Origin of the sequence: Brachyspira hampsonii, from assembly GCF_002214805.1 — a bacterium.
Taxonomy (GTDB): domain Bacteria; phylum Spirochaetota; class Brachyspiria; order Brachyspirales; family Brachyspiraceae; genus Brachyspira; species Brachyspira hampsonii.
This window is the reverse complement of record NZ_CP019914.1, coordinates 1,839,085-1,852,286: the sequence shown is the minus strand read 5'-3', so window position 1 is coordinate 1,852,286 and position 13,202 is coordinate 1,839,085. Positions and strand designations below refer to the sequence as shown.

General features: G+C 25.5%; 9 protein-coding genes. 5 read left to right on the top strand and 4 right to left on the bottom strand.

From position 1 onward, the window contains the following. Positions 1–418: 418 nt before the first annotated feature. On the bottom strand, positions 419–715 hold the full coding sequence (locus BHAMNSH16_RS08055) for a hypothetical protein (protein WP_069732128.1): 297 nt from the start codon (positions 713–715) through the stop codon (positions 419–421). Between the two features lie 300 nt (positions 716–1,015). On the opposite strand from BHAMNSH16_RS08055, the gene BHAMNSH16_RS08050 reads away from it, so the two are divergent. The 4 genes from BHAMNSH16_RS08050 (at position 1,016) to BHAMNSH16_RS08035 (ending at position 7,186) form a co-directional block, all read left to right on the top strand. Beyond that, complete coding sequence (locus BHAMNSH16_RS08050; RefSeq protein ID WP_069732129.1) at positions 1,016–3,874, top strand: chromosome segregation SMC family protein; 2,859 nt, start codon at positions 1,016–1,018, stop codon at positions 3,872–3,874. Positions 3,875–5,056: 1,182 nt separating this feature from the next. Further along, a complete protein-coding gene (locus tag BHAMNSH16_RS08045; protein ID WP_069732130.1) occupies positions 5,057–5,293 on the top strand; it encodes an Imm17 family immunity protein in 237 nt (78 codons plus the stop codon). Continuing rightward, a complete protein-coding gene (locus tag BHAMNSH16_RS08040) occupies positions 5,290–6,003 on the top strand; it encodes a uracil-DNA glycosylase family protein (protein WP_069732131.1) in 714 nt (237 codons plus the stop codon). Before BHAMNSH16_RS08045 ends, BHAMNSH16_RS08040 begins: the two co-directional genes overlap by 4 nt. A gap of 76 nt (positions 6,004–6,079) precedes the next feature. After that, positions 6,080–7,186 carry an ankyrin repeat domain-containing protein gene (locus BHAMNSH16_RS08035; RefSeq protein ID WP_008728779.1) on the top strand — a complete coding sequence of 369 codons (1,107 nt, stop codon included), beginning with the start codon at positions 6,080–6,082 and terminating at the stop codon, positions 7,184–7,186. A gap of 1,093 nt (positions 7,187–8,279) precedes the next feature. On the opposite strand, the gene BHAMNSH16_RS08025 is transcribed toward BHAMNSH16_RS08035, so the two are convergent. Next, positions 8,280–9,398, bottom strand: a complete 1,119-nt coding sequence (locus tag BHAMNSH16_RS08025; protein WP_008728778.1) for a tyrosine-type recombinase/integrase — start codon at positions 9,396–9,398, stop codon at positions 8,280–8,282. 733 nt (positions 9,399–10,131) lie between these two features. Between BHAMNSH16_RS08025 and BHAMNSH16_RS08015 the strand changes: the two genes are divergently transcribed. Then, entirely contained in the window at positions 10,132–10,494 is a 363-nt protein-coding gene (locus tag BHAMNSH16_RS08015; protein ID WP_008728557.1) for a hypothetical protein, read from the top strand. 225 nt (positions 10,495–10,719) lie between these two features. Here the strand turns inward: BHAMNSH16_RS08015 and BHAMNSH16_RS08010 are convergent, their stop codons facing one another. Next, positions 10,720–10,929: a hypothetical protein gene (locus tag BHAMNSH16_RS08010; RefSeq protein WP_008732661.1), complete on the bottom strand. Its 210-nt coding sequence runs from the start codon at positions 10,927–10,929 to the stop codon at positions 10,720–10,722. A gap of 72 nt (positions 10,930–11,001) precedes the next feature. Next, positions 11,002–13,146, bottom strand: a complete 2,145-nt coding sequence (locus BHAMNSH16_RS14395) for a hypothetical protein (RefSeq protein ID WP_008732663.1) — start codon at positions 13,144–13,146, stop codon at positions 11,002–11,004. Positions 13,147–13,202 lie beyond the last annotated feature (56 nt).

Sequence of the window (13,202 nt, the reverse complement as noted above, 5' to 3'; positions counted from 1 at the left end):
AAAAATTATAATTAAACAAAAAAGAAAATAAAAATGATAGTTACAAATAAAAGTTATAAGACTAAAGGGTGGGAAAATGTAATTAGTTTTCAAACTTAAATTAAATACCCCGCCCTTTAAAATTTACTGCTATATTTTAAATTTTAGTATTAATTATATTTAAAGCCGAATTAGAATTGTTAACACCCGCCCAAGTGATTATTAAGTTTTAAGTTTACATACCGCACGGTTAACTTAAATTAATTTACAGATAAGTTTATAATTTTAATTAAGCTATTTTATAAAGCCTTACTTTGCGTGCGATTTATATATTTCATTCCATTAGTTTACAAAAATATATCAACTTTTTGTACACACTCTAAAGCGGACTTCGTCAAAGCTGCAAAAAAGACAAACAGTATTTATAAATTTAAGTTTATTATTTTTTTATAATATTAAATTTATCCAGCTTAGAACCTGCATCTCCAATTTCTATCGAACCTGCAGTATCAGAAGTAAATAATATTTTTATTATAATAGCGGGATCTTCTGGTCCTATATATGTAACAGTATATGAATTTCCTTCACCTTCAACCTTTTTATCAATAGGATTCGCCTCTTCTATAATAGGTACAGAAACATCTCCATCAGCATTTATTATCATATATGGTTCATTTTGTATATAGTCTAAATACCAATTACCTCTATATATAGGGTCTATTTTTACATTATTCATATTTGAACTCCTTTTTCATAATTTTTATATAAAAATTATATAATATAAAACTTATTCTGTCAATTTTGTTAGCTATATATATCTGCTGATAATTTGCTAATATATAAATTAATATTTTATTATAACAAAATTATGATAATCTTCATATTTACCATGCATTATACCGAAAATGATAAAGGATATTAACATAGAAAAATAAATAAATTTACAGTATTTTTATATATTATAGATTAAATTAATTGATTATTTTTTAATAGAATTGTATAATTATTAAATATACACTTAATATTAGGAAAAGAGATGTACATAAAGAATCTTAATTTGCACGGATTCAAATCATTTGCCATAGAAACAAATATAGAATTTAATGAAGGCGTTACTGTAGTGCTTGGACCAAATGGAATAGGTAAAAGCAATATAGTAGAAGCTTTCCTATGGGTTATGGGCGAGCAGTCCGCAAGCAGATTAAGAATTGACAGTGCTAAAGGTCTTGAAAGCGTAATATTCCATGGTACTGATACCAGAAAACCATCTTCACTTGCTCAGGTAGCACTCACTTTAGATAATAAATCAAGATGGATAAAAAAATATGATACAGATGAAGTTATAGTTACAAGAAAGTACTATAGAAAAGGATTATCAGAATACTATATCAATGATGAACAGGTAAGATTAAAAGATATAGTTGATATGTTTTTGGACACCGGACTTGGAAAAAATGCCTACTCTGTTATTAAGCAGGGTACAGTTTCCGAAATAGCAAAACAGAGACCTGAAGAGAGAAGAAGCATAATAGAAAATGCTGCCGGAATAAGCAAATATCTCGAAAGAAGAAGGGAAGCTGCTAAAAAGTTAGAAGAATCCGAAAGAAATCTTGATAATGTTAAAATAGAAATAAAGAATGCTGAAAAACATTATAAATCTCTAAAAGAACAGGCAGCAAGAACTGAAAAATATTATAATCTTAAAGATGAGCAGAAAAAAATAAATATAAGTTTAAATGTTAATCAAGTAAAAAAATTAAAAATCACTTTAGAAGAGCAGAATAAAAGCCTTGAAGAACATACAAATAAAAAATCAGAATTAGAAAAAGAACTTCAGGATTTAGACAAACAGAAACAGCAAGAGCTTTTAAAATTTGAGGAAACAAGAACATTATCTATAGAGCTTGATAAACAGGTTTCATTAATAATGACAGAGCTTACTCATATAGAAAAGATGTCAAATCAATTAAAAAATCAGCTTGATAATGCCGGCAAAGAAAAAGATGAAACTATTAACAGGAAAAACTCTCTTTTAAAAAGAATAGAAGAAGATAAAAATCAAATAGCCGAACTTGAAGAAGAAGTAAAAACTATAGCTGAAAATATAGAAAAATCTCTTAAGGAACAAGAAGCAGAAGAAACTAATATTGCAAATGAACAAAATAAAATAGCTGCTCTAAATGATAAAATATCGGCCTTAACAAATGAGAATCAAAATGCTGCATTAAAAATTGCTGATGCAAGAGAAAGACAATTAGAAGTTATAAACAAAATAATCACAGAGATAGATGAAAAGAAAAAAGATGTAATGGGCAATAGTTTTTATCAGAATATAGGAAAGCATGAAAGCGATATTGATATAGGTTTTAATAATCTTCTTAATGCTATAAATATAAAAATGAACACTATAAAAGAATTTGAAGAAGACGGAGTATTATCAAATTTAAATGAACTTAGCTACAATTCATTATGCAGTTTTATAAGAAATTTAGGAGAAAGTTTAGATACAGAGAAAAAAGATGCATTATTTCTGCAAGGTATATTTAAAGAGTATACTAAAATAAAAGATCCTTTTGTAGATTTGCTTTTTGACAAGGAAGGTACTTATATGCAGAAAGAAGCTATAGACAAGGAAATTGCTGATTTAGAAAGTTTTATAAAAAATAATGTAGAGAAAATTGAAGAGATAAATAATGAAATAAAAATATCTGCAGATAATATTAATAGAGGAAATGCTAATCTCACTACCCTAACAATAGAAAGAGCAAAATACGAAACTAATAAAAAAGCATCTGAAGATAGAAAAGAAATGATATTAAAAAGTATGAAGATGATAGAAGATGAATTTGCCTCACTCAATGAAAAAATAAACAGATTAGAAGAAGAATATAAAAAACTTAATGAAGAATATAAAGAAAACTCAATTAATTATAAAGAATTAGAAAAGAAAAAATCAAAAACAGAAAGCGAATCCAGACATAAAGCAAATGAAATAAAAAAAGCTGAATCTGCATTATCAAATTTTGAAACTAGTTTAGCAAAAAGAGTAAAAAGACTTAATGAAATAAATGAAAATATAACAAGAGTTGGAGAGAGAATAAATCAAAGCAATGACAAAATAAAAGATATTTATACTCATTTCTATGAAAACTATGCTCTTAACTTAAAAGACTTTGAAGAAAATACTCAGAACTTAATAGATGAAGAATCATATAAAAATAAACTAAATACTATAAATGAAAGAATAAAGAATCTAGGTCATATAAATGAGATGGCACTTGATGAATATCAGGAAGCTAAAAACAGATTTGAATTTCTTACAAAACAAAAAGAAGATTTAGAAAAATCAAAAGAGGAAATATTAAAAATTATAGCCGATGCCAATAAAAAAGCCGGTGAAGATTTTCTAAAAACATTTAATGAAATAAATAAAAAATTCTCAGAGACATTTAAAATATTATTCGGCGGAGGAAATGCTGGACTTAAAATACAAAATGAAGAGGATTTATTAAATAGTCCTATAGATATATTTGCTCAGCCTCCGGGAAAGAGAATGGAAAATATTATATCATATTCAGGCGGAGAGCTTACTATGACAGGGCTTGCTTTAGTATTTGCAATATTTCTATACCGTCCTAGTCCTTTCTGTATACTTGATGAGGTGGATGCAGCACTTGACGGAGCGAACATTATAAGATACAAAAACATGGTTAAAAACCTATCTGACAAAACTCAATTCTTAATCATTACGCATGATGAAGTATCTGCTACTATAGCCGATGCTTATTATGGAATAACTGCTGAAGAGAAAGGCGTTTCAAAAATATTTACAGTTAAAGTGGATAAAGACGGCAAGGTAAATGGGAGTGAAGAAAAGCTAGTAAATCAGGATTAATATACCGCACGCAGAGCAAAACTAAAAATATAAATTTTATATACTATTCAAATTTAATTATATTAAAAAATATCATTATCCGTGCGTTGAACAGATTAAAAATTAAAAATCGTTCGGGCGGGTGATATAATTTCTGATTAGATTTAAAATATAATTAATACTAAAATTCAAATTATAATAATAAATCTTAAAGGGAGCGGGCAATTAAAATAAAGTTTTAAAAATTATTTTCATACCCCACCCTCTAGGATTTTTAAATTCACTGTTACTTTGATATCATTTTTCTTTTTCATTTTATCTGTTATTTATGTTTCCCACCCAAGATTTTTTAAATTTATTGCTTTAAACTTCACACGCAGAATAAAGCTAAAAATATGAATATATTTACAATTCAAATTTCATTATATTAGGAAATATAATTACCCGTGCGTTGAACAGATAAAAAATTAAAAATCATTTGGGCGGGTGCTATAATTTATAATTAGATTTTAAATATAATTAATACTAAAATTCAAATTATAATAATAAATCTTAAAGGGAGCGGGCAATTAAAATAAAATTTTAAAAATTATTTTCATACCCCACCCTCTAGGATTTTTAAATTCACTGTTACTTTGATATCATTTTTCTTTTTCATTTTATCTGTTATTTATGTTTCCCCCCAAGATTTTTTAAATTTATTGCTTTAAACTTCACACGCAGAATAAAGCTAAAAATATGAATATATTTACAATTCAAATTTCATTATATTAGGAAATATAATTACCCGTGCGTTAAACAGATAAAAAATTAAAAATCGTTTGGGTGGGTGCTATAATTTATAATTAGATTTTAAATATAATTAATACTAAAATTCAAATTATAATAATAAATCTTAAAGGGCGGGCAATTAAAATAAAGTTTGAAAAATTATTTTCATTCCCCACCCTTTAGGTTTTTTAATTTATTTTTTAATATTAATTCTTTATTTCTTTATAATTCAATTAGAATTTTTTTGCTGCCCACCCAAGTTTTTTTTAAATTAATAATGCATTCACCGCACGCAGAATACCATTATAATTATTGAATGTCTTATTAATAGAAATTATAATTATATATAAAATTTTACTCACCGTGCGTTATTGAAATTTAAAAAATTAAATAATTTTGCTTTTATATATAAATATAATATAATTATTAACCATGGAAAGTTTAGTAAATTATATAAAAAAATGTCCGTATATATTTGGAATATTAATAGGTCTTATGTTTATTCTGGCTGCAATTTTTAAATGGAATTGGCTTTTAAACAATAACAGCTCAAATTTCATGATAGGTATATATGAAGTTTTCGGAGAGATTGGAGTTAGAATACTCACAGGAATTTTAGGACTTATAATAATAATAAGCTGTATAATTATTTGGATAATAAAAAAATGAATATTGAAAAACATGTATTTGATGATATTAATTTCTTTCCTAATAAGATGAAAATTTTAATATTGGGTACTTTCCCTGTCCCATTATATTCTAATAAAGAAAAGTTTAACAAATTAAGCATAAAAGAGAAAAATAATGCTTGGTATTATTCAAGCAAAAGAAGCGAGTTTTGGAAAATAATTGCTGACTGCTTTGATATAGATTATAAAAATGGAGATGATTTTATTTTTAATAAGATCAAGAAGAAAAAAATCTTTGAAGAAAATAAAATAGGAATAGCAGATGTATTTTTAAAATGTGAAAGAAAAAATGAGAATAGTGCCAGAGATACCGATTTAATAATATTGGAATATAATAATATACTTAGCAATATTATAACAGATGAAAATAATTATAAAGATTTAGAACTTATTATATTTACAAGCCGCTTCACAGAAAATCACTTTTTTAAAATAATTAATGATATTAAATATGGCATAGAAGAAAGCAAAGAGGTTTATCAATATTACAATTACGGAGCAAATGAAAAAGGGATAAGCATTGATATAATAAATGCCATAAGAGAAAGATATTTATATATTAATAGTTTAAGAAAGATTAAATTAGCCACAATAACTTTAAAAATAAGCCCTATAAAAGGGGTAAGTCTATATTCAAGCAAGAAAGAACTTTATAAATATTATTTAAATAATACAAAAAATAAATCATAAAGCAATTAAAAATTAATATATCTTATTCCGAAATTTAATAACAGCGAAAATTCTATACTTTAAGGAAGAATTAAAAATGCGTTATTTAAGTTTTATTTTAATATTTTTAAATACTTTTTTTGTATTATTTGCCCAAACACCTAATACAGGAAGATTGGATCAATTATTAGATTATGCTAATGCAGGAGATACTAACGGCATAAAAAGATTAATATCTCAAGGCTCTATTTCAAATTTTATAGATTTTGGTGATAATCAAGGACATAATGCCTTAATCACAGCAGCCTCAAAAGGATATAAGGATATTGTACTTCTCCTTCTATCTCAAAATGCCAATGTTAATCTCACATGCATACATGGAAAAACAGCTTTAATTTATGCTGCTGATGCAGGATATGTTGATATAGTTTCTTATCTGCTTGCTAAAAATGCCAACCCTAATATAAAAATAAACGGCGGAACAACAGCATTGCTTCAGGCTGCAGGAAAAGGATACTACAGCATAGTTGAAATGATAGTTAATGCTAATGCCGATTTAAGAATGATGGGAACTTATAGAAGCGGAAATGATGATGGAATAAATTATAATATGACTCCTTTAATGGTAGCTTCTTTTAATAATCATGATTTAATAGTAAGATTATTATTAGACAAGGGCAGTGATATAAATTATATAAATGAATATGGTGCTAATGCTTTATTCTATGCTATAGCCAGAGGAAATAATGATATTGCAAGGATTTTATTAGAAAGAGGTGCTGATGCCAATGTAGTAGCTTCTTATGGACCTTATGGAAATATTACGCCTCTTGCCTTAGCCTCTACATTAGGCTTAACAGATGTAATATCATCATTACTTATAGGAAAATCTGATATAAACTTCAAAATGAGAGACGGCAGAACAGCTTTAATATGGGCTGCTATTTCAGGAAAAAGTGATGCTGTTAATGCACTTATTATGAATAAAGCAGACTTAAATATTGCTGATAATGATGGAAAAACTGCTTTAATGTTTGCTGCTGAAAATGGAGATTATATTTCAGCAGAATATTTGATTAATGCAGGTGCTCATCTAAATACTTTGGATAAATTTAAAAAGACTGCTCTAATGTATGCTATGGAAAATGGCAATACCGAAGTAGTAGATTTACTTACAAGAGCAAGCCTAACATATAATAAGTAATGCATTATTAAAAATATATAAATAAAGGACTGTTTTTATACAGTCCTTATTTTTTATAACTACTATAAATTATTATTTTTTATTATTGCTAATAAAAATTGTTCGCTAAAAATGTATAGCAAATAAATTTGCTATACGCTCACAATTTTTATATTTTGCTTTCTAGTATTTAAAAATTATTATTTCAACGAATTTTAGAATCAAAAAAATATATAGAAAGCGGTACAAGGCTTTATTTTTATTGCCAAACAAAATACAAGCAGGAAAAAAACTATTTGAGCGATAGTTGTTCACACTTGTACCGCATTTCGAGCTTATTAAAATTAAAGAACAATTACTGTTATTTTTCTTTAGAGCATAAAGCTCCTTAGAAGATAGTATTATACCTCTATCTGCTTTCATATTTTTTTCCTTTAATGCTTACAAAAGTTTCTCAGGCTTTTGTTTTTTTGATGCATTTTATAATTTGTTTGGCAATTACTAATATACACAAAATAATTTTAAAGTCAACAAAAAAACATTTTTTTTAAAAATTTAAAATACTGCTGTAAAGAGTGATTTTTAGTAAAGTATATATAAATGTATACCTAGATAAAAAAGTCCCTAAAAATGAGGCTCTACGCTTCAAATAAAGGCATTGTAATAAATACCTCAAGCTACGATTTGCATTATATTATCGCAACAGCTTTCAAATATTTTTTTTATTTCAGCAATTATTCAAAAAATAAAAATCTGCATAAGTCAGTTAGTTAGTTTAAAGTCTTTAAATAATCATTAGGTTAATCTTTAACATGTCTTTAAATATCTTTAAACTCATACCCCACTTTATTAAATATAACTTAATAAAGTGGGCTGTACTACCAACCACTTTATTAAATATAACTTAATAAAGTGGACTGTACTACCCACCACATTATTAAGTACTACTTAACAAAATGATAGTTGAACCTATATATATGTATGCAATTTTTTTATGTTTTGCGGACTGATATTTTCTAATATTTTTTATATTAATTAAAATAGTATTATAATTTTATTATTCATAGTTTTAATCCATAAGGCTGTAATCTTCCTAGAGATTACAGCCTATCTTTTAAGCTCTATTAAAATCCTTTTCGATTTTTTCAAAACTGTTTAATATTTGATTCATTCTGCACGTTAAGTCTTTCCATTCTTCAAGCATATTTGTTTTAATGTCTTTTTTAATACAGTCTTTTTTCGTACTATATCCAAACTTAGCAAACGGATGATTTTCCATAGCCTCTTTTATCATTCCAGCCAAAACATAAATATATCTTGACACTGTTGTATTAATATTTTGATGACCGAGCATTTTTGATATAACATAAATGTCAGTTCCGTTTTCTGCCATGTCGGTTGCAAAGCCTCTTCTTAATGAATGACATGTAACTTTTGTATTTGTCTTTTTAGAAATGAAATGCATTATTGTGCTTATAGTATTTATATTCAAAGGCTCGCCGTTTGTTTTAATAAATAGCATATTATGTATTTTATTTCTTTGCTTTAATATAGATTTTCTTAATTTTAAATATTCAAATAGCTTAGATTTTATAGAATTAGAAAAAGAAATAATTCTTGGTTTATCCCCTTTTGTTTTATAAATAGTTATGGTATTATTAGATAGGTTTATATTTTCGATGTCTATGCAGGCAAGCTCTTTACGGCGTATGCCTGTGTTAGACATCAGCAAAAGCATGAATATATTTCTCTCATCTGCAAAACTTTCTGATTTTTCTTTTATCTTTTTTGTAATGCTAATCGTTTCATCTGCTTTTATTAATAGCTGATTTTTTACGATTATCTTCGGAGTTTTAAGCTCATCAAAAATATCAAAAAAAGTTTCCGTGCTTATTTTCTTTAATTTCGCTAAATACTTAAAATAATTTTTGACAGCCATAACTCTGCAGTGAATAACATCGGCACTAAGATTTTTATTAACTTGATAAGCGATATAGTCTTCAATGCATTTTCTATCTACTTTATTATACATAACCGTAGTATTGTATAATTGTATATTTTTAGACAGTCTATTATCGTAATAAAAATATAAAAAATCATAGAAATTTTTTATAGAACTTGAATAAGTCTGTAGAGTTGATTTTGATTTATAAAGTTTTATATATTCAAGATATTGAATGATTAAATTAGAATTATTGTTATCATATAATTTTAGATAGTCTAGCGTTTTCATAAAAAACAGCTCCTTTTATTTTAATAAACCTGTCTATAAAAGACAGGCTTTTCAAATAAAAAGTTTTTAAACTGTTTTTAATTTTTCTGAGCAATAATATTATCGGCTTAAATAATTTTTCATTAAATATTTTTTTAATCTGATAAAAAAAATATTTTTACTAAATAAAAAAAGGAGGGAGCATGAATATTTATAAAATATTAAAGGCAATCACAGTTATTGCGAACGCCGTAATTGCCTTATACGAAATCTTCAAAGGATAAAAAATCCTTAAAAGTATCAGGCATATTAGGGTATGTCTGATACTAAAAATTATAATATTAAAATAAATAATATCAAGGAGTTGTATATGACTAATGAATTAGAAAAAAAGAAGAGTTAAAAAAATCACCAAAAAAATTACACTGGGCTTTTACAGCCCCAGAAGAGTGTATTAATGAAATGAAAGACTATGCAAGAAGGTACAATATGTCTTTAGGCGAATATATAGAGGCTATTCATAAAAGATATTTAGAAAGTATAGAAAATAAAAAGTTATAATATTAATTTTTATTGAAAATAATATTTTTTATTATAAACTAATAGTAAATAACTTTTATCTTTATTTTATATAATCTACTATTATAATTTTATTATCTTTGGTGTAACATCTAGTTACACCTTTTTTATTTATTTCATATTTCCTTATATATTTTTTATAAAGTATAGATAAAAAATATATAAGGAATAAAAAGTGGAAGAAATAAAAAAGAATAAAACTAAAGATATTATAGAATTAATACTTCCTATAGAAAAGGAGAAAAAAGTTTATCTAGGATTTTACGGCAATAAAAATGTTATTGAAGAGATGAAGAAATATGCTCATAATTATAAAATGTCATTAGGAGAATATATAGAAGAGATACATAATACATGCAAAAATATAAAAAATATATCTAAATTAACAATGAAAGAAGATACAGAAAAAATTACTTGGGGAGTTTTAGTAGAAAAAAATAATTTTAATGACATTAGGAATGATGCGAAAAAATATAATATGTCATTAGGAGAATATATAGAATATATACATAAATTATATATTTATAATATAAGATAAAAAATGGGCTGAAACTAAAAAGTTCCAGCCTTTAGACAAGCACCGTTTCAATATAAAACAATATAAAAAACATCATCTTATTAAAAATAAATGCTGTTTTAATAAGATAATGTTTTTAATATGGCTTTTGGTGTTATTTATATTAGTAAGAGAAAATACTATTAAAAAAAGTATACACTTATAGTAAAAAATATTAGAAATTATTAATTATTAGCATCTATAGTATTAGGAAATTACAGCTATAAAAAACATCACACAGCCATAAGTTAATTTAATAAAATAATATATTGAAGTTTTCTCTTTAATGAGAGCTTTTAACCTCTCTTTAAATGTTCCTTCTTTTTCATTCATAAACTTGTTATAGTATTTTACTATTCCAATGAAAGTAAAAAATACCATAGCACCTATTAAAAAAATTAATATTAACTTAAACATATTTATTTATCTCCTTTTAATTTAGTATTCATTTTATACAACATTATTTTTATAGCCATCAACTACTAAAAATTAATTCATAAGATCAAGTGTGTAATTTTTATCAGGTGTAAGATTCAAAGTTATTGTTTCTCCTAACTGTATATCTGTATCGTCTTGATATCTTATGAATAAAAGATAAGGAGGAACTTCTAATTCTGTTTGATTAGTTTTAGCAAAAGCAAATTTTAACGGCTTTCCAGAACTGGAGGTGATACCACTTGTATTTTTTAATTCATGAAGAGAATTAATATCAGAAGTATCAAAATAATTTTCTATAATAGGGCTATAAAAAGCTATGAGATAACCTACATCTTCTTTTTTTATAATATACTCTCCTTTTAGTTTTACTATATTATTATCCTGTTCAAATCTAAGATGATAAAAATCTATTGCTTTTTGATTACTCAAAAATCCATAAGAACTTGCAAATATATTAGTATCATCATTTCTTAATACTCTATTTTTTATATTGAGAGTTAGTACATAGGAAGTACTAGATTGTATTTCTTCCAAAGCCTCATTTTTTATCATTAAAATAGGCTGAATGACAGTACCAATAGATTTTTGTATTTTAAATTTAGACTGTACTTGTAAAGGTCTTGTTTCTATTAAATCAAAATTATAACTGCCGTCTGGAAGTATGGCATTAGGATTATTTTGCAATTCTTTTATATTAGTTATCTCTTCCCAAACTATTTCACCTTCTAAAGCATCATAATAAATTTCTTCATTTTCAGCCACTGTTTCAAAAAATTGATTAATTGTGCTATAATTTTTATATAAATTAATATCAGTTTGATATAACATTATTTGACTAATAGTTTGAAAGGGAACAATATATTTATATTGTAATACATAGCTACCATCATCTTTTTTTGCTATAAGTGTTTTAATAACATATCCGCTATGGGTTCCACCTGATATAAACTCTATAGTCTCTGGTATTTCTGTTTTGAACTTTGGAAAATCATAAGTTGGTTCTTTAGGAGGTTCTTCTTTGTTAGGAGTATCTTCTTGAACAGGAGGCGTTTCTGGGTCGGAAGGCTCTGTAATATTGGAATCAAAAGTACCATAGTATGTATCGCTTAACACTTCTATAGCATCCTGCACAGTTTCTATTACTTTTTCTTTTACTTCTGCTTCTGCATTTTTATCAGGAGTCAAATCAAAAGTTATTATTTCATTAGTATCTATTTCTGAATTGTCCTCATTATGTATTTGTAAGTAATAAGTCTTTGGTATATTATTATATTTCATAAAGCCGAACTTCTTAGGCTTTCCAGAACTAGAGGTGATACCTTCTGTATTGATTAGCTCATTATTATCGCTAATTATATTAAAATAATTTTCTAAAATTGGACTATAACAGATAGGAGGAATTAAACTAGTTTTATAAATATAATGACCTCTTAATTTAATTTTATTATTATCTGTTTTTATTAATTTAAGTTTAAAAGGATTAATACTTCCTATAAATAAAAAATATATATTACTATCTAATTTATTTAGCTGCTTATTTTTAATATTTAAAATAATATTATAGTTTGTATTTGGTATTTCAATTTGAAAATTAGACTTAACTATACTCAATACTAAATTACTTGCATTAACAGACAAATTAAATACAAATGGACAATCCATATCAGATATTATGCATTCATCTGAATCTAATTCATATATTGTATTTTTGTTTATATCAAAGAATTGTCCTAATACACTATATTTATAATATAAATCTTCATTTCCATTAATACTTTTAATTATTAAGCATACCATTTTATTTGCAGTAAAATTATTGATTATAGATTTCATTCTATAATGATTTTCTTCTTTTTCTATAACTGCTGTATATTCGCTGCTTCCATTTTTATCAGTCAATACTAAGTTAATAGTCTTTATATTTGTTTTGAACTTTGGAAAATTATATTTTTTATATATTAATTTAGCTTCTTCATTATCAAAAGTTACTTGTGCTGCTGTAAGAGTTTTCCCTGCTAATATATCATTTAAAAGAGTTTTTAATTCTTTAAGATTAGATACAGGAGCTTCATTAGGTTTTCCGCCTTTTAACTTCTCTATATTTGCTAATATCTGGTTATGATCCTCAGCAAATACAGTTTCACCATCCTGCAGGGCTGGCACTTCTTTATAGTTTTCAGGTTTTTCTAAAGACATAATAAAGCTCCTGCTTTTAAGATTTTATTTATAAAAATAGTAATTACTAGAAACTT

Bases quoted from the DNA above. Each gene is read 5' to 3' on its own strand.
- BHAMNSH16_RS14395 (WP_008732663.1), bottom strand. From the start codon at position 13,146: ATGTCTTTAGAAAAACCTGAAAACTATAAAGAAGTGCCAGCCCTGCAG.
- BHAMNSH16_RS08045 (WP_069732130.1), top strand. From the start codon at position 5,057: ATGGAAAGTTTAGTAAATTATATAAAAAAATGTCCGTATATATTTGGA.
- BHAMNSH16_RS08035 (WP_008728779.1), top strand. From the start codon at position 6,080: ATGCGTTATTTAAGTTTTATTTTAATATTTTTAAATACTTTTTTTGTA.
- BHAMNSH16_RS08040 (WP_069732131.1), top strand. From the start codon at position 5,290: ATGAATATTGAAAAACATGTATTTGATGATATTAATTTCTTTCCTAAT.
- BHAMNSH16_RS08010 (WP_008732661.1), bottom strand. From the start codon at position 10,929: ATGTTTAAGTTAATATTAATTTTTTTAATAGGTGCTATGGTATTTTTT.
- BHAMNSH16_RS08055 (WP_069732128.1), bottom strand. From the start codon at position 715: ATGAATAATGTAAAAATAGACCCTATATATAGAGGTAATTGGTATTTA.
- BHAMNSH16_RS08050 (WP_069732129.1), top strand. From the start codon at position 1,016: ATGTACATAAAGAATCTTAATTTGCACGGATTCAAATCATTTGCCATA.
- BHAMNSH16_RS08025 (WP_008728778.1), bottom strand. From the start codon at position 9,398: ATGAAAACGCTAGACTATCTAAAATTATATGATAACAATAATTCTAAT.